The 26379-nt window shown below is 61.5% G+C and carries 21 protein-coding genes and 1 other RNA gene; 8 read left to right on the forward strand and 14 right to left on the reverse strand.

The genetic code is table 11. The annotated features are described in order from the left end of the window. Positions 1 to 143: 143 nt before the first annotated feature. The 7 genes from AXF13_RS02645 to AXF13_RS02680 all read left to right on the forward strand — a co-directional run bounded on the left by AXF13_RS02645 (position 144) and on the right by AXF13_RS02680 (position 10142). Positions 144 to 1661: a two-component system sensor histidine kinase NtrB gene (locus AXF13_RS02645; protein ID WP_008686167.1), complete on the forward strand. Its 1518-nt coding sequence runs from the start codon at positions 144 to 146 to the stop codon at positions 1659 to 1661. After that, positions 1654 to 3033, forward strand: a complete 1380-nt coding sequence (locus tag AXF13_RS02650; RefSeq protein WP_062251542.1) for a sigma-54-dependent transcriptional regulator — start codon at positions 1654 to 1656, stop codon at positions 3031 to 3033. Before AXF13_RS02645 ends, AXF13_RS02650 begins: the two co-directional genes overlap by 8 nt. 300 nt (positions 3034 to 3333) lie before the next feature. Then, complete coding sequence (locus AXF13_RS02655) at positions 3334 to 4665, forward strand: sensor domain-containing diguanylate cyclase (RefSeq protein WP_062251543.1); 1332 nt, start codon at positions 3334 to 3336, stop codon at positions 4663 to 4665. Between the two features lie 226 nt (positions 4666 to 4891). Then, positions 4892 to 7933 (forward strand): formate dehydrogenase-N subunit alpha, encoded by a 3042-nt coding sequence (gene fdnG / locus AXF13_RS02665; protein ID WP_150116057.1) that lies wholly within the window; start codon positions 4892 to 4894, stop codon positions 7931 to 7933. Between the two features lie 50 nt (positions 7934 to 7983). Further along, positions 7984 to 8643, forward strand: coding sequence for a 4Fe-4S dicluster domain-containing protein (locus AXF13_RS02670; RefSeq protein ID WP_008686162.1), 660 nt, complete (start codon positions 7984 to 7986; stop codon positions 8641 to 8643). Positions 8644 to 8732: 89 nt separating this feature from the next. Beyond that, positions 8733 to 9704 carry a formate dehydrogenase accessory protein FdhE gene (locus tag AXF13_RS02675; RefSeq protein WP_062251545.1) on the forward strand — a complete coding sequence of 324 codons (972 nt, stop codon included), beginning with the start codon at positions 8733 to 8735 and terminating at the stop codon, positions 9702 to 9704. 12 nt (positions 9705 to 9716) lie between these two features. Further along, the gene (locus AXF13_RS02680; protein ID WP_062251546.1) at positions 9717 to 10142 is read left to right on the forward strand and encodes a cytochrome c3 family protein; all 426 of its coding nucleotides are present in this window, start codon (positions 9717 to 9719) and stop codon (positions 10140 to 10142) included. 161 nt (positions 10143 to 10303) lie between these two features. Here the strand turns inward: AXF13_RS02680 and citF are convergent, their stop codons facing one another. From citF to AXF13_RS02715, 7 genes are all read right to left on the reverse strand, one after another. After that, positions 10304 to 11863 carry a citrate lyase subunit alpha gene (gene citF / locus AXF13_RS02685; RefSeq protein WP_008686159.1) on the reverse strand — a complete coding sequence of 520 codons (1560 nt, stop codon included), beginning with the start codon at positions 11861 to 11863 and terminating at the stop codon, positions 10304 to 10306. Between the two features lie 97 nt (positions 11864 to 11960). Beyond that, positions 11961 to 12653: an HpcH/HpaI aldolase/citrate lyase family protein gene (locus AXF13_RS02690; RefSeq protein WP_062251547.1), complete on the reverse strand. Its 693-nt coding sequence runs from the start codon at positions 12651 to 12653 to the stop codon at positions 11961 to 11963. Between the two features lie 13 nt (positions 12654 to 12666). Further along, complete coding sequence (gene citD, locus AXF13_RS02695; protein ID WP_008686157.1) at positions 12667 to 12936, reverse strand: citrate lyase acyl carrier protein; 270 nt, start codon at positions 12934 to 12936, stop codon at positions 12667 to 12669. 496 nt (positions 12937 to 13432) lie between these two features. Further along, on the reverse strand, positions 13433 to 14725 hold the full coding sequence (locus AXF13_RS02700; RefSeq protein WP_008686156.1) for a (Fe-S)-binding protein: 1293 nt from the start codon (positions 14723 to 14725) through the stop codon (positions 13433 to 13435). 97 nt (positions 14726 to 14822) lie between these two features. After that, positions 14823 to 16214, reverse strand: coding sequence for an FAD-binding oxidoreductase (locus AXF13_RS02705; RefSeq protein ID WP_009303898.1), 1392 nt, complete (start codon positions 16212 to 16214; stop codon positions 14823 to 14825). A 43-nt stretch (positions 16215 to 16257) separates the two neighbouring features. After that, complete coding sequence (locus AXF13_RS02710) at positions 16258 to 17517, reverse strand: NAD(P)-dependent malic enzyme (protein WP_020990721.1); 1260 nt, start codon at positions 17515 to 17517, stop codon at positions 16258 to 16260. A 127-nt stretch (positions 17518 to 17644) separates the two neighbouring features. Continuing rightward, positions 17645 to 18538: an HpcH/HpaI aldolase/citrate lyase family protein gene (locus tag AXF13_RS02715; RefSeq protein WP_062251548.1), complete on the reverse strand. Its 894-nt coding sequence runs from the start codon at positions 18536 to 18538 to the stop codon at positions 17645 to 17647. 463 nt (positions 18539 to 19001) lie between these two features. Here AXF13_RS02715 and AXF13_RS02720 point away from each other — a divergent pair, with 463 nt between their 5' ends. Further along, positions 19002 to 19790, forward strand: a complete 789-nt coding sequence (locus AXF13_RS02720; RefSeq protein ID WP_269465403.1) for an FCD domain-containing protein — start codon at positions 19002 to 19004, stop codon at positions 19788 to 19790. Positions 19791 to 19910: 120 nt separating this feature from the next. Here the strand turns inward: AXF13_RS02720 and ffs are convergent. From ffs to AXF13_RS02755, 7 genes are all read right to left on the reverse strand, one after another. Beyond that, positions 19911 to 19996, reverse strand: an RNA gene (ffs, locus tag AXF13_RS02725) — signal recognition particle sRNA small type. A 76-nt stretch (positions 19997 to 20072) separates the two neighbouring features. After that, the gene (locus AXF13_RS02730) at positions 20073 to 20888 is read right to left on the reverse strand and encodes an amidohydrolase family protein (RefSeq protein ID WP_062251549.1); all 816 of its coding nucleotides are present in this window, start codon (positions 20886 to 20888) and stop codon (positions 20073 to 20075) included. A 182-nt stretch (positions 20889 to 21070) separates the two neighbouring features. Further along, positions 21071 to 22042 carry a D-2-hydroxyacid dehydrogenase gene (locus AXF13_RS02735; RefSeq protein ID WP_062251550.1) on the reverse strand — a complete coding sequence of 324 codons (972 nt, stop codon included), beginning with the start codon at positions 22040 to 22042 and terminating at the stop codon, positions 21071 to 21073. Between the two features lie 670 nt (positions 22043 to 22712). Then, on the reverse strand, positions 22713 to 23180 hold the full coding sequence (pal, locus tag AXF13_RS02740; RefSeq protein ID WP_008686147.1) for a peptidoglycan-associated lipoprotein Pal: 468 nt from the start codon (positions 23178 to 23180) through the stop codon (positions 22713 to 22715). A gap of 214 nt (positions 23181 to 23394) precedes the next feature. After that, complete coding sequence (locus AXF13_RS02745; RefSeq protein ID WP_062251551.1) at positions 23395 to 24723, reverse strand: PD40 domain-containing protein; 1329 nt, start codon at positions 24721 to 24723, stop codon at positions 23395 to 23397. 31 nt (positions 24724 to 24754) lie between these two features. Then, the gene (locus AXF13_RS02750; RefSeq protein WP_062251552.1) at positions 24755 to 25936 is read right to left on the reverse strand and encodes a TonB family protein; all 1182 of its coding nucleotides are present in this window, start codon (positions 25934 to 25936) and stop codon (positions 24755 to 24757) included. Positions 25937 to 25955: 19 nt separating this feature from the next. After that, a complete protein-coding gene (locus tag AXF13_RS02755; RefSeq protein ID WP_062251553.1) occupies positions 25956 to 26363 on the reverse strand; it encodes an energy transducer TonB in 408 nt (135 codons plus the stop codon). Between the last annotated feature and the right edge of the window lie 16 nt (positions 26364 to 26379).

The following is a 26379-nucleotide window of genomic DNA, read 5'->3' on the forward strand; positions in this document are numbered from 1 at the left end:
GCGTCCATGAAAATATCCATTGCGGTGAAATGTTCCGGCGGCATAAAGCGAAGCGTAACAACGCCCACGAGATTTCCGCAGTCGGACTTTGCCCGGCGTCACGCGGAAGTCCCCGGCGCAACACGCTGTAAGGACGGGCGCGCATGAGCGAATCAAACCATGTTTCGCCGGAAACCTGTGAATGCCGGAAACAGGCCGCGCCTGCGGAAAGCGCGCTGCCGCTGAGTTATGCCCGCACCCTGTCCTGGCTGTCGCTGGTGGTCATTCTGCTGACCAGCCTGGGGCTTTCGTTCTTCATTTCCAATTCGGCGCGCGAAACCCTGCTGACCCGTCAGGAGGATTTTGCGCGCCTGCTGGTGGAAAACCTCAACAGCCAGATTTTCCGGCGTTTCGCCCTGCCCACCATTCTGGCCAGCGGGCGTATCGCCCTGCGCCAGCCCACCCAGTATGAGCATCTGGACCGGGTGGTACAGTCCGTGATCCAGGGCCTGCCGGTGGAGCGGCTGCGCATCTATGATTTTTCGCGCCTGGTGGCCTATTCCACCAAGAAGGAGGATGTGGGCCGGGCGGGCCTGTCCCCGCCCAACCTGGACGACGTGCTGCACGGCGCGGCTCCCAAGTCGGAGATTATTTCCAGCATCCCGGCCTGGCAGGCTCCTTTCCGGGTGCCGTTGCGCGAGGGCACTTTTGTGTTGCGCGTGCTCTATCCCCTGCGCGGCGAGCCGCTGCGGCCGGGCGAGGATGCGCCGGTCATGGGCGCGTTGGAGCTGACCCAGGACATCACCGGCGACTATGAGCAGGTGCTGGCCTTTCAGGGCATCATTGTGGTGATGTGCCTTTTGTCCTCGGTGGTCCTGTTCGGGCTGCTGCTCATGCTCATCCACCGCGCCGAGCGGGTGCTGGCCGAGCGCATGCACAGGAACCGCCTGCTGGAAAACGAGCTGCACAGCAATGAAAAGCTCGCGGGCATGGGGCGGGTCATCGCCAGCATCGCGCACGAGATCCGCAATCCCCTGGGCATCATCCGTTCCAGCGCCGAACTGCTTCAGCGCCGCACGGACAAGGCCGATTCGGGCACGGCGCGCATTCTGGGAGCCATTTACGACGAATCCGTTCGCCTTTCCCAGACGGTCAATGATTTTCTGGACTACGCCCGGCCGCGCCAGCCCCGCCAGGATCTGGTGGATGTGAATCTGGTGCTGGACCAGGTGATGGCTTTTCTGGAAGGGGAATTGGGCCGCCACGGCGTGGCCGTGGAGCGTGAAACCGAAGCCGGTCTGTTTGTGCACGGGGACAAGGATTTGCTGTACCGGGCCTTTTACAATATCCTGATCAACGGCCAGCAGGCCATGGACGGGCCGGGCATCGTGCGCATTCGCGGCGCGTTGGAACATCCGGCGCAGGAAAGCGGGCCTGGCCGCGTGCGCCTGGAATTTCTGGATTCCGGGCCGGGTTTTGATCCCGCTGTTCTGTCCAGTCTGCTGGATCCTTTCTTTACCACCAAGGACGGCGGCACGGGCCTCGGCCTGCCCATCGTCCAGTCGATCATAACCAGTCACGGCGGCCAGATCGAGCTTGAGAACGGCCCCGAGGGCGGGGCGCTGGTACGGGTGCTGCTGCCCGCCGCCGATATTGAAGCGCCTGAGGTTCAAGATGAGTGAAAAATCGCATATTCTGGTCCTGGACGATGAAAAAAATTACCTTCTGGTTCTTCAGACCCTGCTGGAGGACGAGGGATACACGGTCACGGCCATCAGCGACCCGGAAACCGCGCTGGCGTTTCTGAGCGAAAGCGAGGTGGATGTGGTGGTGACGGACATGAAAATGCCCAAGGTCACCGGCAGGGAGGTGCTGCAACGGGTCAAGAAGTCCTGGCCGTATATTCCGGTGCTGATCATGACGGCCTTCGGCTCCATCGAAAGCGCGGTGGAGGTCATGAAATACGGGGCCTTTGACTACATAACCAAGCCTTTTTCCAATGACGAGCTGCTGCTCTCCATCCACAATGCCGCGGAGCTCGCGCGCGCCCACCGCCGGTATCGCCTTCTGCAGGAAGTCATGGAAGAGCGCTACGGCGTGCATAAGATCGTGGGCCGCAGCCGGGCCATCCGCGATGTGCTGGTCATGGTGGACCGCGCCGCGCCCAGCCGCTCCACGGTGCTGATCACCGGCGAATCAGGCACGGGCAAGGAACTGGTGGCCCGGGCCATCCATTATACCAGCCCGCGCAAGGACAAGCCCTTTGTGTCCGTGAACTGCATGGCCCTGAACCCCGGCGTGCTCGAGAGCGAGCTTTTCGGCCATGAAAAAGGTTCCTTCACCGGCGCGGTGGCCATGCGCCGGGGCCGTTTTGAGCAGGCCGACGGCGGCACGCTTTTTCTGGACGAAATCGCCGAGCTGACGCCCGACCTGCAGGTCAAGTTGCTGCGCGTTCTGCAGGAACGGAAGTTCGAGCGTGTGGGCGGCGGCGAGGAGATCGAGGTGGACATCCGCGTGGTGGCGGCCACCAACAAGGACCTGGCGGCTCTGGTGGAGAAGGGCACCTTCCGCGACGATCTCTATTACCGGTTGAACGTGGTCCAGGTTCCCCTGCCGCCCCTGCGCGAGCGGCGGGAGGACATCCCCCTGCTGGTGGCCCATTTCGTGGAAAAGGTCGTGGCGGACAACAACATGCCCTCCAAGACCTTCAGCACCGAGGCCCTCAATTACCTGACCGGCTACGAATGGCCGGGCAACATCCGCCAGTTGGAAAACGTGGTGGAGAGCTGTCTGGTGCTGGTGCCGGGCTCGATCATCGAGGTGGACAACCTGCCCGCGGAAATCCGTGACGAGGAATCCCAGTTCAAGAGCGCCGTGGACCTGCTGCCCGTACAGCTGGATCTGGCCGACACCCTGGAAAAAATCGAGGCCGCGCTGATCCGCCGGGCCCTGGTGCGCGCCGATCTGGTGCAGGTCAAGGCGGCGGAGTATCTGGGCATTTCCAAAAGTCTTCTCCAGTACAAACTGAAAAAATACGGCATTACCGGGCATTAGGCTCAGCCCTCATTAAAAGCGCCTGCTGCAAAGCCGCCTTTTTCCGTGCAGCTGCGTTACAAAAAAGAAATTGACCTCGCGGTATGTTCAATACAGCTTCGCCCAATTTCTCCTTTGCGCCTTGCTGCTCGAAAAAATTCAGCTTTTCGCGGACGGCGTTTTAATGAGAGCTGATCCTAGTCATTTTTCGCCATTGCCGCCTTGCGGAGGGAACACTTTTCCCTCATTGAGCGTGCCGCAGTGGTGCGCGCACTCGGTTTTTCCATCCGGCCATTGTTACTTACGAGAGCGAGCAACTCCGTGGACGACGATAAAAAAAACATGCGCGGCGAGCGGGATCTGAGATGGCTCATGGAAATGTGCAAGGAGAAGGACAAGGAGCTGGAGAGCGTTCTCAGCCATGCGGCGGACGGCGTCGGCAAATTTGCCTGTGATCCCTCCCTCACCATTCTGTACTACAATAAGGGGCTCGCGACGCTCGTCGGCACCACGCGCGGCAAAATTGAAAAGGAAGGCTTCAACAGCAGCCTCTATGTGCATCCGGATGACCTTGCCTATGTGCAGGAAAGCATGGCCAAGAGCGTCGCGTCAGGCCAGACCTTCAACATGCGTTACCGTCTCAGGCATTTGTCAGGCAGGGATATCTGGGTAAAGACGACGGGTTTTTTCACAAAGGAATTTTATCAAGGCATTTATCCCGTCATTTATCTGATTTTTACGGACATCACCGAATTGGTCACGCTCAACGAGAAACTTGCCTGGGCCAATACACAGCTTGAGCTCGAAGCCAATCGATATAAGGTCTTCGCGGAACTCGTGAATGAGTCGTTTTTTGAGTACGACATTGATACGGGTCAGATGGTATTGTTTGGCGGAAAGCGGGGTGGGGATCAGGCGGAAATCGCCCCGCCGACCCGGCAGAATGTGGATATTTTTCTGACCGAGTTCGCGCAGCGGCGGGATTTTGAGGACATTGAACTTCAGTTGCACGCCACGGACGGCACCCTGACATGGCATGCCGTACGAGCCGGCAATATCGAAAAGTCGAACGGGCGCTCTCTGCGCATCATCGGCACAATAAAAAATATTCAGGCCCTGAAAGACGCTGAGGCGTGCCGCGAAAACAAAGAACGCCAATTGCTCATGCAGTCCCGTTGCGACCCCATGACGCAACTGCTCAACCGCTCCGCCATGCAGCAGGCCATAGAGGACCAAATCAATTCGCAAGCCGCGTATATGTTCTCCATCATAGACATTGATGATTTTAAATCCATCAATGACAACCACGGGCATGTGTTCGGAGACGAAGTTCTGAAGTATGTGGCCGACATTCTTCGTAATGCATGCCGCTCCAACGATATCACGGGCAGGCTTGGCGGTGATGAGTTCGTCATGCTTTTTCGCGCCGATTTTACCAGGGAAGAGGCGGACCGCCGTTTGATATCCATTATCAGGCGGATCCGGGAAGGCGTCGATACTCTTTCCATTGAGGCCAGAGTGTCCGTAAGCATCGGCGCGATCCTCGTCACCAGGCCGGGCTTGTCGTTTCTGGACGTGTACCGCAGCGCGGATGCCGCCCTGTATGAGGCCAAACACAAAGGCAAGAAAACCTATTCCCTTTCCGTCTATTGACCCGCCGCCCGCGCCGTCCCTGCCGGGTTCCGCGCACGGACCGTGGCGGAGCGTAAAATCCGCCTCCCTCCTTGCATCACTGTTTATTTTGGCATAACGTACCTCTATATGTTTTTTCAGGCATATTGCGAGGAATATGCGCTTCGGACCGCCCGGAACAGACCGGGCGCTTCCGGCGCATATGACTTTCAAGGGAACCGTTCATGCTCCAACAGGGAGATGCCTTATGCGCTGTTCTCGGCGAAATTTTTTGAAACTCGCGGGCGTGGGCACCTTGTGCCTGACCCTCGGACAACTGGGGGTCAACCTGGATGAGGCGCTGGCCTACTCCAGGTCGCTCAAGATTGAGGGCGCCAAGGAAGTGGTGACGATCTGTCCCTTCTGCGCCGTTTGCTGTCAGGTCATCGCCTATGTGCGGGACGGCAAGCTCGTGTCCACGGAGGGGGATCCGGATTTTCCGGTCAACGAGGGCGCGCTCTGCGCCAAGGGCGCGGCCCTGTACAGCATGTACACCAACGACCATCGGCTGAAAAAGCCTCTGTACCGTGCCGCGCACGGCGACACCTGGGAAGAGAAGGACTGGGACTGGACCCTGGACCAGATCGCCCGGCGCGTGAAGGATGCCCGCGACAAGGACATGATTCTGAAAAACGCGCAGGGGCAGACGGTCAACCGTCTGGAAAGCATTTTCATGATGGGTACCTCGCACGCCTCCAACGAGGAATGCGCGGTGATCCATCAAGCCATGCGCGGCCTGGGTGTTGTCCATATGGACCACCAGGCCCGGGTCTGACACAGCCCCACAGTTGCGGCTCTGGCAGAGTCGTTCGGACGCGGTGCTATGACCAACCACTGGATCGACATCAAGAATGCCGATGCGGTGCTTATTATCGGCAGCAATGCCGCGGAACATCATCCTGTCGCCTTCAAGTGGATCATGCGGGCCAAAGACAAGGGCGCGGTGCTCATGCACGTGGACCCCAAGTTCTCGCGTACTTCGGCCCGTTGCGATTTTCATGTGCCCCTGCGCTCGGGCACGGACATCGCCTTCCTCGGCGGCATGGTCAATTACATCATTCAGTCGGAGAGCTACCTCAAGGATTACGTTCTCAACTACACCAACGCCTCCTTTGTGGTGGGCAAGGACTACGCCTTTGAGGACGGGCTGTTCAGCGGGTACGACCCGAAAACCCGCAGCTACGACCGGAGCAAATGGGCCTTTGAGAAAGGCCCGGACGGCGCGCCCGTGCGCGACGCCGCCCTGCGGAACGAGCGTTGCGTCTTCAATCTGATGAAGACGCACTACGCCCGCTATACCCTGAAGAACGTCTCGGACGTGACCGGCGTTTCCGAAAAGAACCTCATGCGGGTGTACGAGGCCTTCTGCGCCACGGGCAAGCCGGACAAGGCCGGAACCATTCTCTACGCCCTGGGCTGGACCCAGCACACGGTGGGCGTGCAGAATATCCGCACCTCCACCCTGGTGCAGTTGCTGCTGGGCAACATCGGCGTGGCGGGCGGCGGCATCAATGCCCTGCGCGGCGAGCCCAATGTGCAGGGCTCCACGGACCACGCCCTGCTGTACAACATCCTGCCGGGCTATATTGCCCTGCCCCTGGCCCAGTGGCAGACCCTGGAGGAGTTCAACAAGGCCAATACCCCGGTCACGGCGCTGAAAAACAGCGCCAACTGGTGGGGCAACCGGCCCAAGTACTTTGCCAGCCTGCTCAAGGGCTGGTTCGGCGACGAAGCCACGCCGGAAAACGACTTCTGCTACGGGCTGCTGCCCAAGGGGGAAGCGGGCGTCGATTATTCCTACATGTACGTCATGGACAGGATGCTCCACGGCGAGATCAAGGGCGGCTTCATTTTCGGCGTCAACCCCATGAACAGCTTCCCCAATACCAACAAGATGCGCGTGGCCCTGGACAACCTGGACTGGCTGGTCTGTTCGGAACTGCACCATTCGGAAACCACGGACAACTGGCGGCGTCCCGGCGCGGATCCCAAGGAGAAAAAGACCGAAGTCTTTTTGCTGCCTTCGGCTCACCGCGTGGAAAAGGAAGGCACCATCAGCAACAGCGGCCGCTGGCTGCTCTGGTTCGACAAGGCCGTGGAACCCGGCGGCGAGGCCCGCAACTTCGCGGACATCTTCGTGCCGCTGGTCAACCGGATCCGCGCGCTGTACACGGCCGAGGGCGGCACGCTGCCCGAACCGCTGCTCAAGCTGAACTGGCCTGAAACATTTGACGCCGAGGAATGGACCCGCCGCATCAACGGCCTGTACTGGGCCGACGCCAAGGTCGGCAACAAGACCTACAAGCGCGGCCAGCTGGTGCCCGCGTTCGGCCAGTTGAAAGAGGACGGCTCCACCTCCTCCCTGAACTGGCTGTACTGCGGCAGCTATACGGAAGAGGAGGGCAACAAGTCCAAACGCCGCGACCCCAGCCAGACGCCCATGCAGGCGGCCATCGGCCTGTTCCCCAACTGGTCGTGGTGCTGGCCGGTGAACCGGCGCATCCTCTACAACCGCGCTTCGGTGGATCTGAACGGTCAGCCGCTCAATCCCGCAAAACCCGTGATCAAGTGGGACGGCAAGAAATGGGTGGGCGACGTGCCCGACGGCCCGTGGCCGCCGCAGGCCGACGCCGAAAAGGGCAAACTGGCCTTTATCATGACCACGGACGGCTATGCCCAGCTCTACGGCACGGGCCGCCTGGACGGCCCCTTCCCCGAACATTACGAGCCCGCGGAAACGCCTCTGGCCCGGCATCCGTTCTCCGGCCAGCTGCGCAGCCCGGTCTACAAGTTCCATTCGTCCGAACTGGACAAGTTCGCCGAAGCGGCCGACCCGCGCTATCCCATTGTGCTGACCACCTACAGCCTGACGGAACACTGGTGCGGCGGCGGCGAAACGCGCAATGTGCCCAACCTGCTGGAAACGGAACCCCAGCTCTATATTGAAATGAGCCACGATCTGGCCAAGGAGAAAGGCATCAAGAACGGCGACGGCGTCATCATTGAAAGCGCGCGCGGGCGCGTGGAGGCTATCGCCATGGTCACCATCCGTATCCGGCCCTTCACGGTCATGGGCAAAACGGTCCACCTGGTGGGCATGCCCTTTGCCTTCGGCTGGACCACGCCCAAATGCGGGGACTCCACCAACCGTCTGACCGTGACGGCCTATGATCCGAACACGACCATTCCCGAAACCAAAGCCTGTTGCGTGAACATCCGCAAGGCCGATACGTTGACGGAAATCGCCTGACCCGAATGTCGGGTGCGTCCGCAGGGGCGCGCCCGTCAAGGAGCATTGCAATGCCGAAAGCCTTTTTAGTCGACACCACGCGGTGCACGGCATGTCGCGGCTGCCAGGTGGCCTGCAAGGAATGGCACGATCTGCCGGCCAATGCCACAAAACAGCGCGGCACGCATCAGAATCCCCCGGATCTCAATCCCTACAACTACAAAATCGTGCGTTTCCACGAGCATCTGAACGCGGCGGGCGACGTGGTCTGGAATTTTTTTCCCGATCAGTGCCGTCACTGCTTGACGCCCGTGTGCGTGGACGTGGCGGATATGGCCGTGCCCGGCGCAATGGTCAAGGACGCCAAGACCGGCGCGGTTCTGGCCACGGACAAATCCGCCGGCCTCAACGCCGAGGACGCGCGGGCCATCACCGAGGCCTGCCCGTATAACATCCCCCGTTATGACGCCGCGGCCAAGCGCATCACCAAGTGCGACATGTGCATCGACCGGGTGGAGGCGGGGCTGCCGCCCATGTGCGTCAAAACCTGTCCCACCGGGGCCATGGTCTTTGACGAGCGCGACGCCCTGCTGACCCTGGCGCAACAGCGGCTGGCCGCGGCCAGGGAACGCTTCCCCAAGGCGCATCTGGTCGATGTGGAGGACGTAAGCGTCATTTACCTGCTGGCGGAAGAAAAAGAACACTATTACGAGCACGCCTCCTTTATGTAGGGCGGCGTACACGGCGGCGCGCCGGACATATCCGCGCGCCGCCTTTACCTTCGGCGAAGGCCGGATCCTTCGCGTTTTGAGGAGCAGACATGGCAGCATCCTGTCAGAACGTGGCCCAGACCCTGGCGGCCGTGGCCGCGCGCCGTCCCGCACTGGAGCCTGTGTTGCGGGCTTTTGAGGACGTGCTGACCGCCCGCGCGGCCCTGGCAGCGGAATTGAGCGCGGAGCGGGCGGACGCGGCGGGCATGGCGGAGGGCGGCGGGCCGCGCTTGCCGGACTGGAGCGGAGAGCGGGCCGAGCAGGGCCGGAGCCTTCTGGCGGGCGTGCCTCTGACCGGGCTGCGCGCTGCCGTGCGCAGGACAGCGGAGACCCTGCTTCCCCTGCTCTGCGCCAAGGGGGATGTGGCCGCCCACAAGGCGGCTCTGGAGGCCTTTTTCCTGGCCCCGGCGCAGTCCCGGGGGGACAGGCGCGACGCCCTGGCCGAAGCTGTGCTGGCCGGGGACGCCCCGACTTTCCAGCGTCTGGCGGCCGAAGCGGGCCTGCCTCCCGAGGTGTTGGAATTCGTGGCGGAATTCGTCCTGTCTCCGCCCTTGCGGGCTTTGGCCGCCCAAGCCGGACGGGCCGGACAAAACGCTCCCTGGGATGAGGCAGGGGCGTGGCGGCAGGGCTATTGTCCGGTCTGTTCTTCCTTTCCGGTCATGGGCTGGCTGGACAAGCCCGCTTTTGACGAGAAAAACGCCTTTCTTTCCGGTGGCGGCGGGAAAAAACATCTGTATTGCTCCCTGTGCGGCACAAGCTGGACGTTCCGGCGTGGGGCCTGCCCGGCCTGCGGCGAGGAGGGCAACGGGGTTATGGAAATTCTGCGCGAAAGCGGCAAGTCCAGGGGCGAGCGGCTTGACTGGTGCACCAAGTGCAAAAGCTATTGTCCCACAGTGGATCTGCGCGAATACGGCGGGGTTCCGGACATGGACGCCATGGCCCTGGGCATGATGCATCTGGACATGGTGGCGGCGCGCAAAGGCCTGAGCCCGCTCAAGGCTTCCTTTTGGAATCTTTTTTAACAGGAGCATCCCATGCAGTATCTGTTTATCGCCCTGTTTGCGTTTTCCCTGCTGTGTGCCGGTCCGGCTCAAGCAGGGGAAAGCCGGGGGAATCTGAGCAACATCAAGAAGCCCATCGAGCTCAACGGCGGCACCTCCAAGCGCATGTTCGTGACGTTTAACCATTCCTCGCACAAGGGCGTCAAATGCCGCACCTGCCATCATGAAGGGCTGCCGAAAGACCGTTACGCTTCCTGTACCAACGAGGAGTGCCATTCCATCAAGGGAGCGCGCGAGCGCGACACCATGAGTCTGTTCATGGCTTATCATTCCCCGGATACGGACCGCTCCTGCTATGGCTGCCACCGTAAGCTGGCGGGCAAATACCCCAATTTCAAAGGCTGTCGCCCCTGCCATATGAGCCCGCAGGCCCGCGAGGCGGCTGCCGCGAAAAAGTAAGTTCTTCAGAGAGTAGGCAACTTTCAAGGTTGATCTGCGTTAACACAGAAGGCGCGCGGAATTTCCGCGCGCCTTCTGTGTGCCGAAAACCGGGCGGGGTGTCAGCGCCCGGCCGGAGGGAATGCAATGGTATTGCTCCCGGCATGCCGGGAGGCTTGTTCTTACTTGGGCTGCCTGACCACGTCAATGACCGTGCCGTCGCGGTATTCCACCACGCCCACGATCCTGTCGGTAAACTCGATGGGATCGGGCTTGCCTGCCAGTTTGTCGCCGATTTCCTTGAGTTTCTGGATGTCCATGATCGGCAGCTTGGAATCTTTCAGCTTTTCCAGCAAATCGGTCCGCCGGGGGTTGATGGCGATGCCCCGGTCCGTGACCAGGGCGTCGATGGTTTCGCCGGGGCTGGTCACGGTGGTGACGTGATCGCGCAGCACGCAGAGGCGGCCCTTGAGCAGATTGGTGACCACAATGGAGATCTTGCTGCCCGCCGCCGTGTCGTTGTGCCCGCCGGAAGCGCCCATGATGGTGCCGTCCGAGCCGGTGACCACGTTGACGTTGAAGTCCGTGTCGATTTCCGTGGCGCCCAGGATCATGATGTCCAGATTGTTGACCACCGGACCGCAGTTGTGCGGGTTGCCGTACAGCGAGCCGCTCATGGCCATATGTTTGGGATTGCTGCCCGCCGAGGCCACGGAAACCAGATCGAAGTCCTGCACGTCGAAGAGCGCGCGGAACAGGCCCTCATTGAGCATTTCCACAAAGTAGGCGGTAATGCCGCCCGCGCCGAAAGAACCCACCACGCCCTTGGCCTGCATGCGTTTCTTGATTTCCGCGGCCACGGCCAGGGACGTGCCGCCCGCGCCGGTCTGGCAGGACATGCCTTCCTTGATGTAGCCGGTCGCGTCAATAAGTTCGGCGGCGGCCGCCGCGATTTTCAGACCTATGGGATCGGACGTGACCTTGGTGGTGCCGGAGACGATGCCGTTGGGGTCGCCGATGGAATCCACCACAACCACGTAGTCCACGAAATCCTGGGAGATTTCAATGGGGCAGGCCGGGTAGGGCACCAGGTTGTCGGTCACGGCCACCACCTGGTCGGCGTACTGGGCGTCGGGATAGATGTAAGACAGCACGCCGCAGGCGGATTTGCCCTGGGTGCCGTTGATGTTGCCGTAATCGTCGCAGCAGGGCGCGGCGATGAAGGCCACGTCCACATGCAGGTCGCCCGCTTCCACGGCGCGCGGGCGGCCGCCGTGGCTGCGGAAGACTGCCGGTTTGGGCAGCAGGCCCTTGGTGATGGCCTTGGCTACCGGGCCGGGCGAAATGTAGTTGACCGAAATGGCGGTGATGACGCCGGATTTGATATATTCCACCAGCGGCTCGTGGCAGGCGAAAATGCCGGTGGCCGCCACATGGATGTCCTTGATGCCCTTGTCGGCAATGACCTTCATGACCATGTTTGTCACATAGTCGCCATTGCGCAGATGGTGGTGAAAGGACACGGTCATGCCGTCCTTGAGGCCGGTTTTTTCCACGGCCTCCTCAATGGAGGCCAGCAGCTTGGCGTCGCCGGATTCCAGTTTGTCGCCGGGCTTGACCGAACGGCGGGTGATGGTGGTCCTGGTTCTGGAATCAATGCTGGCGTAGGCGCCTTTGAACGGCTTTACCTGACCATAGCCCTCGATGAATTCGGGGATTTCACGGCCGAGGATATTTTTCATGCTCTTTTCCCTTTTCCGTTATCTGGATGCTTGCTGCCCGGGCGCGTCAGTATGGCTTCGCGCTGCGGGCGGACGGGCCGCCGGAGAGGTCGGGACGTCAGGCGAAAATTTCGTTGATCAGCGGAACCTGTCCGCCGTTGACCGCCAGCTTGCCGGTAAAGCCCAGGGCTCGGGCATTGCGGGCGTCGGCTTCAAAACCGGCGCGATCCTTGGCGTCGTACCAGGGCCGGTCAATGGCCGGAACTCCGGCCGCCCGGCAGGCCAGGGCCACCTTGCTGCGGGCGTGGAGAATCTGCATGGCGTCGCCGGTGTCGGCCACGCCCAGATCTTTCAGGAAATTCGCGGCATTGAACACCACGGCGGCGATCCTGGGGCAGGAAGCCAGCAGGGCGTTGATGTTCTCCACGGCGGCCACGGATTCCACAGTGGGAATCAGCTTGGCGGAGCCGGGCGCGAAGCCGTTTTCGGCTTCCAGCGCGGCAACGGCGGCATCCGCCTTGGGCAGGCTTTCCGCATCGGCCCGCGGCAGGATGAAGGCCTGGGGCTTGCCCTTACCCGCCACGGCAATGTCTTCCGTGCCGCCTTCGGACAGGGGATTCACGCGCACAAAGACGCCGCTGTCCCCGAAATCGAAAAAGGCCAGGGCTTCCTGCAACAGCAGGCGCGCGGCGTCCTTGTCGGCCGTTCCCACGGCTTCATGCAGGTCATAGGCCACGGCGTCGGCCCCGTAGAGCGTGGAATTGAGCAGGGCTTTGGGGTCGTTGCCGTTGATGAGCAAAATGCTTTTCATGCTGCCGACTCCTTTACACGGCCCGCTGGATGGCGGCGCGGACTCTGGCTTTGATGGTGCAGTCAAGAGCGCCGTTGTCCTTGGCGCTGATCCGGGCGTTTTCCACGCCGTTTTCCTCGGCGGTTTTCCGGATCAGTTCCCTGATCTGTCTGCCGAACTGCTTGAGGATGACCGATTTGCCGCTCAGTTCGATCTGAAGGCCCGGTTCCTCGGCGGGGGCGACGGTCACGAGAATGTCGCCGCTTTCAGCGGCTCCGGCTTCGCCTGTTTTATTCAGTTTCATTGACTGTCTCCTGAAGGTTGCCTGTCGAGGGAAGAGGTTGCGTCAAAGCGCGTTATGGCCGGGTATTGCAGGGAACGTCGGGCGTTGAGCCGCAACATTGCCGCCGGAAAAGGCCTCCCGGACAGTTCGCGCTTATCGGTCTCTGGGCCGGAGATTGGAATCAGGGGGCTGCCGCTCCTCTCCGGCAACGTGGAAAGCGGCGCGGGCATTGCTTTTGTCGGCGCGACGGAAATCAGGAGCCGTCTGGGGCTGTGCCGCGCCGATGGGCGGCTAATTTTTGTGCTTTTCCGCTCTGCGGCTCCTCCGCCGATGCGGCGCAAAGCCTGTGGAGCGGGGGGCTTGTGTGGAGTAAAAAGCGCGGTTCGCTTCAGCCGTTGGCGGCTATGCCGCCTTAGATAAAGCCAGCCTCGAACGAAGCCGCATGGTAAAAGAACCGATTTGGAAACAGCCCCGGTAAGGCCGCCCCCTCCGTCAGCGGGGGGAGCGGCCTTGGTTTTCAGCGCAGGGAGTCCGCGTAGATTTCAATAGTGTGTTTGACTTTGACCGAGTCGCGGTTACGGGCGAGCATGTCCGAGATCTGCATCATGCAGGCCGGACAGCCCATGGCCACCACTTCGGCGCCGCTGGCCACGATGTTGTCGCGTTTGCGCTGGCCGATCTTGGCGGAAAGCTCGGGCTGGGTCAGGGTGAAGGTGCCGCCGCAGCCGCAGCAGTGGTCGGCTTCCTTCATGGGCACGAGCTGGTAATCCCGGTTCATATTGATGAGATCCTTGGGCTGTTTGCTGACGCGCAGGGATTTCATCAGATGGCAGGATTCATGGTAGGCGACCTTGGTCTTGCCCTGGCCCGCGCCCTCAGGCGGCGTGACCTTGAGCACGTCCACCACAAAGGCGTTGATGTCCATGGCCTTTTCGCCCAGTGAGCGGGCGAAGTCGCGCTGGGCCGGGGTGAGATCCTCGGCGTTGCGCCAGTGTTCCTTGATGGTGGCGGTGCAGGATGAGCAGGGCGTGACGATATAGTCGAACTTGCTCTTGCTGAACACGTCCAGATTGTAGCGGGCCAGTTTGCCGAAGCTCTTCAGGTCGCCGGAAGTCAGCGCCGGAATGCCGCAGCAGGCCTGATTGTCGGGCATGTAGACGCCCACGCCGTGATATTCGAAGACCTTCAGGCAGGCTTCGGCCATGTCGGTGTAGATCTTGTCGCCCATGCAGCCGGGGAAGAAGGCGACCCGCAGGCCGCTTTTTCCGGCCGGGGTGTCGCGGGCGCCCAGCTTGGCCGACAGCGTCTTTTTGGCCAGCATGGGGATATGCCGCTCACCGATGAAAGCCTTGAACATGGGCACACAGGCCGTATTCTGCGGCGAATTGTCCTTCTTGATGAACAGACCCTGGAAGGGCGAGCTGACTTTCATCAAGGTGTTGAGCAGTTTCGGATTGGGCAGCAGGGTACGGAAAATAGCTTTTTTGAGGGGCGAAAGCCCCAGATAGCTGACCACAATGGCACGCGCTTCAAGGAAGATCTCCATCGTGGGCGCGCCTGCCGGGCAGCTGAAGTTGCAGCCGCCGCAGAGAAGGCAGCGGGAGAGCCGCTCGTAAACGGCCTCAGGGTTCTGAATGACAAGGTGGGCCAGGTTTTCCACAAGGGCGATTTTGCCTCGGGTTACGTCGCCCTCTTCGCCGGTTTCGTCAAAAACCGGGCAGAAGGCCTGGCAGAAGCCGCATTTCATGCAGGAGACCAGCTTGTCGTCCAGAGCCATCAACGAATTGGCAAGCCTGGTAAGATCGTTCATGCTCCAGCCCCTGTGCCGGACGGAAAATGTCTGCCGTCCGTCCGGCTTGCTTGAGATTTATGGTTCGGGGCGGCCAGAGGCCGCCCCGGCGGATTTTCTACCCACGGGCCCCGACAATTTTTTCCGGATTGAACAGGCCCTTGGGGTCAAAGGCGTTGCGCAACCGGCGCGAGAACATGATGGAACCGCGCGAGGTCTCCTGCTCAAGCCACTGCTTCTTGGCCAGGCCGATGCCGTGCTCGCCGGAAAGCGTGCCCTTGAGTTCGAGGCCGAGGTTGAAGAGGTCGTCCACGGCCAGTTCCACGCGGGCCCATTCCTGCTTGTCGCGCTTGTCGCAGAGGATGCCGGGATGGAGGTTGCCGTCGCCGGCATGGCCGAAGGTGGCGATGGTCACGTTACGGTCCTTGGCGATCTTTTCCAGGCCTGCGATCATGGCCGGAATCTTGGAGCGCGGCACGGTGACGTCTTCCATCATGAAGGTGGGTTTGGCGCGGGCAAGGGCCGGAATGGCCACGCGGCGGGCTTCCCAGATGTTCTTCTTCTGCTCGGCGTCCTTGGCCACGACCACTTCGGTGGAACCGCATTCCTTGAGCACCTTTTCCACAACGGCGGCGTCGTCCTCGACCTGGGCGGGATGGCCGTCCACTTCCACCAGCAGCATGGCGCCGGCGTCGCGGGGCAGGCCGATTTTCACATAGTCTTCCACGTAGTTGATGGTGGCGTGGTCCAGGAATTCCAAGGTACACGGCACCACGTGCGCGGAGATGATGGCGGCCACGGCCTTGGAGGCGGACTGCATGTCCGTGAACAGGGCCATCATGGCTTTGGAGGCCTTCGGCGGGGGCACGAGTTTCAGGGTCACCTGGCTGGTGACGGCCAGAGTGCCTTCGCTGCCCACCATAAGGGGCGAAATGGCGTAGCCCGTGGCGCATTTCACGCAACGCGAGCCGCAACGCACCAGGTCGCCGGTATTGGCATAGACTTCCATGCCCATGACGTAGTCTTTGGTGGTGCCGTATTTCAGGCCGCGCAGGCCGCCCGAGTTCTCAGCCACGTTGCCGCCGATGGTGGACACGGACATGGAGCCCGGATCCGGGGGATAGAAGAGGCCCATGGAAGCGATTTTGGCGGCCATGGGAGCGGTGATGACGCCGGGCTCCACAATGGCGTAGAGGTCTTCCGTATTGATCTCAAGAATGCGGTTCAGCGCGGTGGTCAGAATGACGATGGTGTCGGTGGTGTCCGGGATGGTGCCGCCGGAAAGGTTGGTGCCCGCGCCGCGCACGGTCATGGGCAGACCTTCCTTGTAGCAGAGCTCAATGATCGGGCCAAGCTGCTCGGTTCTGGTAGGACGCACCACGCCGCCGGGAATGCACGGAGCCCACACGCACGAGTCGTAGGCGTAGTTCTGGCGGTCAGCTTCACTGGTAAAGACATTTTCCTTACCGACGATGGCCTCGAATTCCTTGGCAAGGGAATCACTCAACATACATTTTCCCCAACAGGGTTAGAGGATTGTGCGAGCGACATGCTCAGGCGCGCACTTGCTTGGCCAGGCGCTTCCGCAAATTTTCCGCCACGACGGCGGGGTCGATCTTCACACGGGCGATGCCGCTGTCCATGGCGGCCTTGGCGGTAGCCGCGGCTACCATCGGGGCCACATCGGGGTTGAGAGTGGAGGGGATGATCATCTGCGGGCCCAGTTCCTCGGGCTTGACCATATCGGCCAGAGCGTAGGCGGCCGCGATCTTCATGGCGTCGTTGATGTCCGTGGCGCGCACGTCGATGGCGCCGCGGAAGATGCCGGGGAAGGCCAGAACATTGTTGATCTGGTTCGGGCAGTCGGAACGACCGGTGGAAACCACCTTGGCGCCGGCGTCATAGGCGCGCTGCAGGGGCCAGATTTCCGGAATGGGGTTGGCCTGGGCAAAGACGATGGGGTCCTTGGCCATGCTGCGGATCATGTCCTCGTTAAGGGAATTGGGGGCGGACACGCCGATGAAGACGTCGGCGCCCTTGATGGCTTCGGCCAGGCCGCCCTTGACCTTTTCAGGATTGGTGCGCTTGGCGATCTCGTCCTTGTAGGGATTCATGCCCTCGGGGCGGCCTTCCCAGATGGCGCCCTTGGAGTCGCACATGATCACGTTCTTGAGGCCCACGGCCATGAGCAGCTTGATGATGGCGATGCCCGCCGCGCCAGCGCCGCTGGTGACCACCTTGACGTCTTCCAGCTTCTTGCCCACCACTTTCAGGGCGTTGATCAGACCGGCCAGGGTGACCACGGCGGTGCCGTGCTGGTCGTCATGGAAAATGGGGCCCTTGAAGACGCCGTTTTTCTTCAGGCTGTCCTCGATCACAAAGCATTCGGGAGCCTTGATGTCCTCAAGGTTCACGCCGCCGAAGGTGGGAGCGAGCAGCTCGACCATTTCGACGATTTTGGCGGTGTCCTTGGTGTTGACGCACAGAGGGAAGGCGTCCACATCGCCGAAGGTCTTGAAGAGCAGGGATTTGCCTTCCATGACCGGCATGGCGGCGGCGGGGCCGATGTCGCCGAGGCCCAGAACGGCCGTGCCGTTGGACACCACGCAAACGAAATTGGAATGGTTGGTGTAGACATCCACATCCGCCGGGTTCTTGTGGATTTCCATGCAGGGTTCGGCAACGCCGGGCGAATAGGCCAGAGTCAGATCGTCAGTTTCCCGCACCGGCACCTTGACCCGGACTTCGATTTTCCCCTGATAGTCCTTGTGCATGGCCAGGGCTTCTTCACGCAGATTTTTGATTCGGGACATAGGTTCTCTCCTTGGAAGCAATCCGGGTGGCGGAGCCGGAAATGCCGCAGTGCACTCGCGCGTCAGACGGCCCCGGTTGAACGGGTTCCGGGCACGCTGCCCGGAACCCGCAGCGGCAGCGCCGCGTTTATTTCTTGTTCTTGGCGTCGATTTCAGCCTGGGCGGCCAGGATGTCTCTGGCGTTGTCATACACGGGCGTATCAACCATCTTGCCCAGGTAGGACACGGCGGCCTTGCCCTTGGCGAGGCCTTCTTCCTCGAACACTTTCACCACGCCCTGGGCCCATTCCACGTCGGCCGGGTCGGGGGCGTACAGGCGGTTGGAGGGCTCCACCTGGCTGGGATGAATGATCATGCGGCCGCCGTAGCCCATCTGCAGGCCGTCGCGCACGTTCTGCTCGAAAGCTTCGGTGTCCTTGAAGGAGACGAAGGGGGCGTCGATGGCCACAAGGCCGGCGGCGCGGCAGGCGATGGCGACCTTGGCGCGGCCCCAGAGCTGCTCCACGGCTTCGTTGGTGATTTTGACGTGCATGTCGCGGCAATAGTCCACGGCGCCGAAGATGGCGTTGACGTTGCGCGGGCTGGCCATGCAGCATTCATAGGCGTTCATGATGCCCTTGGCCGTTTCCAGCAGCATGGAGATTTTCACGGAGCCGATTTCCATGCCGCGGCGGCGTTCCAGCTCTTCCAGCTTCCAAGCCAGGCGCTTCACGTCGTCGGGATGACCGGTCTTGGCCAGGGTGACGCCGTTGAGGCCGGGCTGCACCACGGCTTCCAGGTCATCGTTGGTCATTTCGGTTTCCCAGTTGTTGATGCGCACATAGATTTCAGCGCCGCTCACGCTTTCCTTGGCGATCTTGTGCATATTCTCGACGATCATCTTGCGCGCGTTTTCCTTCTCGGACGGGGGAACGGCGTCTTCCAGGTCCAGCGTGATGATGTCGGCGGGGATGGTGGGCGCTTTTTCAATGAATTTGGGATTGTTACCGGGCACATAGAAGATGGAACGCATAACAGCCATGTGAGGACTCCTGTGGATAAAAATCGTCTGAAAATTACCTCAACCACGTCAACCAAGGCGACATTGTTCCGGCGCGCATCTCTCCTCGCGGAAGTGCTTCGGGGCGGACCGGCCCACGCAGGGGACATCCGGCCGCATAAACCCGTTTGCGCCCGCCCGCCTGCCCGGCAGATCGCCGGGTGGCGCGGCTTTTTGCCGTTTCATTCTGAATAGGCTATTGCTATTAACAAGTCAACATGTCATACCAAAAAAAGTACAAAGAAACTTCGGCCTCAAAAGCTTTTTCCGAATTTGTTGAGCCGGGTTTACAAAAATGTGGCAGCGGGGCACACTGAACTCGCTGGCATAGTTTTTTTCACCGATTGTTCACACCTTACCAACGATACGCATGAAAAACAACTATACAGAAATACTTGGGAACAGGCGGCGTAATATTCAGCGCCCACGGGTGCATACCGAGGTCTTGACCTGTCTTCTGGAGGATATCCGGGCGGGTATCTACCAAGAAGGGCAAAAGCTGCCTTCCGAGCGGGAACTCATGGAGGAGTTCGGCGTGGGGCGGCCTGCGGTGCGCGAGGCCTTGTCCGCGCTGGGCCGCATGGGGTTGATCGAAATATCGCCCGGCATGCGCGCCAGGGTCTGCAAGCTGACGCTCAAACCCCTGCTGGGGGAGATGCGGGCCACCTTGCAGATTTATTCCAGTTCCCCGGACGGCTGGCGGCAGCTGCACGACCTGCGCCTCTTTTTTGAAACCTCCGTGGCCCGGCAACTGGCGCATCAGGTGACGGACGAGCAGTTGAAGGCCTTGAAGGATATTCTCGCCGATCAGCGGAACTTTCTGGACAGATCGGAAATCCGCTCTTTTGCCGAGGCGGATATCGCCTTTCACCGCGCTCTGGTGGAATTTCTGGACAATCCTTTTCTGGGCCTGCTGGCCGAGGGCTTCGGCGGCTGGCTGATCACGCCCCTGTATGCCTCCATGCAGGTGCGGCGGCAGAGCGAGCGCTCGTATACCGCGCACGTGGCCGTCTTTGAGGCCCTGAAAAAGCGTAATTCGGACCTGGCCGAACAGGCCATGCGTTCACATCTGGAAGAAATGCGCAGCATCTATCAGGTTGACCTGATGGCCGCGCGGGAAGCCCGGGAAGGCGAAGAGGCTTTTGCCGCCATGGATCAGGCGGTTCCGGCCCAGCCGGGCGAGCAGGAGTTTCCGCCCATGCCGTTCGGCATGCCCGAGCGTGCGCCGGGTTAGAGTGGTTCACGCATGAAATGAGCCAACAGGCTCTGGGGGGGATTTGAGATTGCCCCGCTGTTGCGTGCGAAGCCCGTTGCGCAAACGCAAAAAACGCGACAACTTTGGTTGTCGCGTTTTTTGTGGGCCGGACACCCGGCAACGGCTGTTGCCGCTGCTTCCTTTCGGACCTGACGGAGTTGGCAGTGTTGCCGCCGCCCGGCTTGAACTATGCTTTACCCGCAAAGGGGGCGGCCTGTCAATGCGTGCTTTGCCCGTCTTTCAGTTCCGGGCATTCGCCGTTCACGCCAGGGCCGGGCCCTGGGCCGCGAAAAGCCGTTCGGCATTGCTCATGACCGCCTCCAACCGGGCATCGTCCAGCCCGGCCATGCGTTGCAGGCGCTCCAGCTCTTCCTCGGGATCGTACAACGGCCAGTCCGTGCCGAAGAGCAGGCGCTCCTGGGGAAAGGCGGCCAGCAGGGCGCGCAATTCCTCCGGCGTCACAAAGGGGGTGACGCTGGAGGTGTCGAACCAGAGATTTTCGCGCCGCCGTCCGCCCAGGACCTTCATTGCGTGTTCCCACATGCGGTAGCCGCCCAGATGAGCCGCAATAATGGTCAGGCCCGGAAAAGCATCCAGAATGGCCGCCAGCTTGTAAGGGCAGGAAGGATTTTTCTCCGGGCTGATATTGTCGCCGATATGGATTTCAAAAATAAAATCCTTTTGAGCCGCTTCAAAAATGGGCAGCAGGCGCGGGTCGTTGAGCCAGAACCCCTGAAAGTCCGGATGGAGTTTCAGGCCGCGCAGCCCGGCCGCCTTGATGCGCTGGAGCTCCGCCTCCCAGTTGGCGTAGCCGGGATGCAGGGTGCCGAAGCCGATGACTTCGGCATGGGCCTTTTGCAGGCTCATGGCGTAATTGTTGGCCGGAATGACCTGGGCCGGGGCCGTGGCGGCGCAGAGCACCACGCATTTGTCCACTCCGGCGTGCTTTTCGCGGGCCAGCAGATGGTCGATGGTGCCGTCGCCGGCGCAGGCCACGTTGTAGAAATTGTTGAGGTGGTCCACGGCCTTGTATGCGATTTTGGGATGGAAGGCGTGGGTATGGATATCAATGAACATACGTTGCAACTCACAGGGCGGCGCGCCCGAACTTGGCTCTGCTCCGCCTGTCGCCGACGGCGTGCGTGTTTGCCATGAGAGCATGTGACACTTGAACCGCTCTCGCCGTTGCGACAAAGAGATTCATGTCCTGTTGGGGCGCTTCCGGTCGGATTGGCAGCGTCAGCGAATGCGGACCGCGTTTAGGCCTTGCCCACGCCGTTGACCACATTGACTTGGTTGCCCTCCTGCCAGCGGCGAATATTTTCCGCCGTGAGGTCAATGATGTTCTGGCGGGCCTTAACCGTGGCCCAGGCGATATGCGGGGTGATCAGGGTATTGGGCGCGCTGAGCAGGGGATTGTCCCGGCTGGGCGGTTCCTTGGAGAGCACGTCCGTGCCCAGGCCGCGCAATTGTCCGCTTTTCAGGGCTTCGGCGGCGGCCGCCTCGTCCACCAGCGGGCCGCGCGCGGTATTCAGCAGGATAGCCCCCTTGCGCATTTTGGCCAGGCTCTTGGCGTTGATCAGGTTGCGGGTCTGGGGCGTGAGCGGGCAGTGCAGGGAAATGACGTCCGATCCCGCCAGAAGCTGGTCCAGAGAGGCAAAAGCGAAGGGGCTGTAGGACGGCGGATTCTTGGGCGTGCGGCAGTGGGCCAGCACGCTCATGCCGAAGGCATGGGCCAGCTCGCCCACCCGGCGGCCGATGGAGCCGAAACCGACAATGCCCATGGTCAGTCCTTCCAGACAGAGGGGTGTGTATTTCCAGTAGCACCATTGCTCGGCCCGTTCCCAGTCTCCGGCCTTGACGCTTTCGGTATGCTGGCTGGTGTGGCGGCAGAGTTCCAGCAAAAGGGCCATGGCGTGCTGGGCCACGTCGTCCACGCCATAGGCCACCACGTTGCAGACCGGGATATTGCGCTCGGCAAAAGCCTCCACATCCACTGTATTATAGCCCGTGGCCAGCACGCCCACCATGCGCACGCTGTCCAGAATGGGGAGATCGTCGCGGCGCAGGCAGGTTTTGTTCGCCAGCAGGACGTCGGCGCCTTTGGCCCGTTCCGCCAATTGCTCTTTGGCGGTTTCATCGTACACGGTCACTTCGCCCAGGGCTTCAATGGGGCCCCAGTCCACATCGCCGGGATTGAGTATGGCGCCGTCGAGAATGACTATCTTCATGGGAATGTCCTTGGGTTGCGGCTGTTCGCGGCGCTCGGGACGCGCCGGGCAAATAGTGTAGCCCGAGCCGGTACGAGCCGCAAGCGCCCGGGCCGACCGTCCGCTCATGTACTTGAGTACAGCGCTGCTCTCGATGCCCGTAAGGCTCGCCCGGCTCGCCCAACGGGCACGGCCCTTTGGGCCGCCTTCCGGTCGGTTTCCGCGCAAAAAGTGTCATTTTCCTTGCCGGCACGCAAAAGTCTTGCTTCAGCCGTTGCGATGCTGGAGCTTTAGCCGTAGGCGAACTTGTGAGCCGTACGGATAAAGACAGCAACGCCAGCTACGGATGAAGACAGCAATTGGTTACGCAAAATTATACTAGGAAAATCGCTGTCGCTATCCGTAGCGGTACTGTCTTGATCCGTCACACGGCTTCGCCGTGAACGGCTCAAGCAAGCCGCTGACGCGGCAACGGCCAGCGCATTTTTTAGGATTCTCCCGGCGCCAACCATCCTCCTGCGCTTCGCTCCGGCGGAGCAAAGGTGGCTTCGCCTCTTTTTTGTTCGTTCCCCAATCTATCGGGGAATAAAGACTTTTTAGATGCGTCTGCGCTGCCGACCGTCTACGGTTGGCCCGGAACAAAAAAGGCCGCCCGTGAGGGCGGCCTTGAAGAGACGGAATCAGCGGATGCCTAGTGGGCAATCACGCGGAAGTCGTCGCGGCGGTTCTTGGCCCACACGGCTTCGCCGGTGCCCTGAACGGCCGGATTTTCCTTGCCGTAGCTGATCATTTCAAGCTGGCTGGGGTTCACGCCCAGGGTGACCAGGTATTCATAGGCAGCGCGGGCGCGGCGTTCGCCGAGGGCCAGGTTGTATTCCTGGGTACCGCGGTCGTCGCAGTTGCCTTCAATGCGCACGCGAATGCTGGGGTATTTCTTCATCAGCTCAGCCTTGGTCTTCAGCATGTCTTTGTATTCGGGCTGAATGTTGAATTTGTCGAAAGCGAAGTACACGCGGGCATCAGTGATCTGCTGAATGGCGGCGCGCATTTCAGGGGTCAGGCCGTCATCGTAGCCGGGTTCACCGGTGGTTTTCTTCGCGCAGCCGAAACCGGCGGCCAGGGCCATAACCAGAGCGAGAATAAGAGCGTAGCGTTTCATGTGTGTGTCCTCCTGAACAGCTCATACTCCAAAAAAAAGTACCTTTCCTTTCTGCACAACACGTGATCCCTTGACCACGCGAGAGAGATGGTATCTGCCCTTCTATTTTTGTCAAGGCATGGAAGGCTGATTCGTAAAATTTTTTTTACCCGGCCTCTGAAAAAATTTCAGCCGACCGGGTAAAAATACGTTTTCCGCCGCATTGAGCGAAAAGTTACTTCTGCGTCACCGGCATGCCCCAGCGCGGGAAAGAGGCCGCGCCGCCGCCGGTGGGCACCTGCTTGGCGTCGCCGCCGTGGCGGGTGGTCAGGTAGATGCCGCGTCCGCCGTTGCGAGTGGAGGCAAAGGCGATGAAGTAGCTGTCCGCGCAGAAGGAGGGCTGCTCGTCGCTGCCGGGCCCGAAAGTGATCTGGCGCTCCATGCCCGTGAGCATGTCCTGCACGAAAATGCGGTGGCCGAAATCGGTCATCCGGCTGTAGACCACCAGGGTGCCGTCCGGGGAGAGGTTGGCCTCGGTGTTGTAGGTGCCGTTCTTGCTCACCCGGGTGATGCTGCCGCTGCTCAAGTCCTTGAGAAAGATCTGCGGGCCGCCCAAGCGGGAGGAGGTGAAGGCCATCTTGGTGCCCGTGCTGTCAAAGGTGGGCGAAACGTTGATGGCGTTGCTCTGTTCCAGCACGCGTTCCTTCTGGAAAACGTGGTTGAGCAGGAAGATGACCGGATACTTGCCGTTGGAGAGGGCCACGGCCACCTTGTTGTCGGGCATGAAAGCCGGGCCGATGACCACGTTGCCGGGGAAGCGGATGCGCTGCACCTTGCCGGTGGAGCGGTCCCACACGCCCAGGGCGTGGGATTTGGGGTCGATGTGGCTGAAGACCACAAAGCGGCCGTCCGGGGACCAGGCCGGGGAAAGGGCCTCGCCCGGAATGTTGGTGATCTGGCGCAGGTCGCGGCCCGTGGGCTTGACCAGCCAGACGTTGGCGCTCATTTTGCCGGTCTTTTTCACAAAAGCGAGGGTGGAGCGGAAAAAGGCGCCGTTGCCGGTCAGGGCTTCCAGCAGGTCGGCGCAGAAGCGGTCGGCCACTTCGGGCAGATCGCGCTTGTTGACTTTGGGATATTCCTTGCCGAACAGGCGGCCGCCGGTATTGGTTTCAAAAGCGCGGATCTGGACGGGTTTGGTGCCGCTGTCGCCGTCGGGCCAGAAGGTGGTGACCACGATGTCCGAACCGGCCAGTTGGAAACGCTTGAAGTCCAGAGCGGGCGGTTCGTAGCCCGCCAGCACCACGCCGCCCAGCACGGCCTTGGGGTCAGTGAGGCGCATGAAAGGCAGGAAGCTGAGGTTCTGCTCCACCAGGGTCTGCAATTCCGCGCCCATGCCCGTGGCCTGAGCCTGGGGGCCCTTGAGCGGGGCGGCCAAAGCCAGATTGACGATATTCTGGCCGGGATTCATGATATCCACGCGCATGGCCGCCTCGGCCCGGGTGCCGGGCAACGGCCCCAGCGCCACGGAGAGAGCCAGGGCCAGGAGAAGAAGGGTTTTTTTCATGGCTCGGTATTCCTCATTCGGTCGGCGCGCGTCAGCGGCGCACCAGTGTAAAGGTGAGATCCAACGTGTTGCCGAGGCCCGCGGGCGGCGGTTCCACGCTGCCCGCCCGGCGTATGCCCTGGAGCACGAATTTGTCAAGTCGCTGGTCCCCGCTGCTCTGCAACAGGGTGGATTTCTTGATGGCGCCCGCGGCGTCCACCTGCAGACGCACCGTGGCATAATAGGTGCCCGGCGCTGTTTCCGCGGGAATGAACATGGCGTTGCGCAGATTCCAGGTAATGGTGGAAAAATACTTACGGTAGCGCGGGTCGTACTGGTCCTGCGCCATGCTCCGGGGCTCGTCCTGTCCGCTCCGCGGCGCGGTCGTAACCGTGTCCGCAGCGGCCGGGGCCGTCATCGGGGCTGGCGCCGTAACTGCCGCATGCCCGGCGGACGCGCCGGAGAGATCCAGGCGCATTTCCTCTTCGGAGAGGCCCGTGCCCGATGGCGCGGGCGGCGCGGCTTCGGCTTTGGCCGTTTTGGGGGCGGCGGTCTTTTCCTTGGCGGGTTTGATGGCCTCGGTGGCCGGACTGTCCGGGCTCAGACCGGCCCGCGGTCCTTTGGCGGCTTTTTTCTGTCTTCCGGCGTCGGCTGCCGTCTTGGCGCGCGCCGGTGGGGCCACGGGCGCGGGCGCGACCTCGGGCAGGGGCCGGCCCGCGCTTTTGGCAATGGCCTCGGCACGTTCACGGGCGCGCTCCTCGACGGAGCTGGCCCGTTGCTGGCCCATGAGCCGCTCGGCCTTGTCGCGGGCGAGAACTTCGGCCCGCATAGCCTCTTCATTGGAAAGGGTTTCGGTTTTGGCCTTGCCCTTGGGCATGCCGGTCCAGAAGGCCAGGTGCACGTCAAGGGGCATGCCGTAGGGCGGCGTGCCGAACGGAGCCGCCTGGCGCACAGCGCCGCAGGCGGAGCTGTCCAGAGCTTCCATGCCCGAGGCCTTGGTGGGCGCGCAGTTCAGTACCTTGCCCTGGCCGTCCAGAGAAACTTTCAGCCTGACTTCAAACTCGCCCTTGAGCGCCGGAGGCGGCGCCCAGACCGTGATGACCTTGTCCAGCACCTTGCCGGAGTAGCCGCCGTTCTGATCCGCCGCCGCCAGACTTGCCCCGGCAGCCGGAACCGCCGTGAAAAGCAGGGGTGTGAGCAGGACCGCAAGGCCCGTGCGCAAGATGGATGGCATAAGCGTCGTTCTCCTCAGGTTAGCGCCCCATGAGTTCGTCAGAGGTGAATACCAGGTCCAGGTCCGTGTATTCGGCCGAAGGGGGCGGCGGGAACGGCCCGTCGCTGTCCGTGCGTTTTACGGCGTTGCGCGCCGAGGCGTCAAACTGCGAATTACCTGAACTCTGGCTGATTTCAGCCTGGAGCACTTTGCCCTGCATGTCCACCTTGACCCGGACCACGCAACTCAGATTGACCCTCCCGGCCGAGGCAAAGCCCCAGTTGGGACGCACGGCCAGCATGACCTGTTCCGCATATGCGTTAAACAAAAGATTCTCGTCCGGCCCGTCGCTGCCGCTGTTATCCTGCTGCCGGGCCTGAACCGGAACCACTGTGACCAGCAGGGTCATGAGCAGAACCAAAAGACTCGCGCGCGGAAGGAATAGCATCCGTTCTTCTCCCGGG

Origin of the sequence: Desulfovibrio fairfieldensis, assembly GCF_001553605.1 — a bacterium.
GTDB classification, from domain to species: domain Bacteria; phylum Desulfobacterota; class Desulfovibrionia; order Desulfovibrionales; family Desulfovibrionaceae; genus Desulfovibrio; species Desulfovibrio fairfieldensis.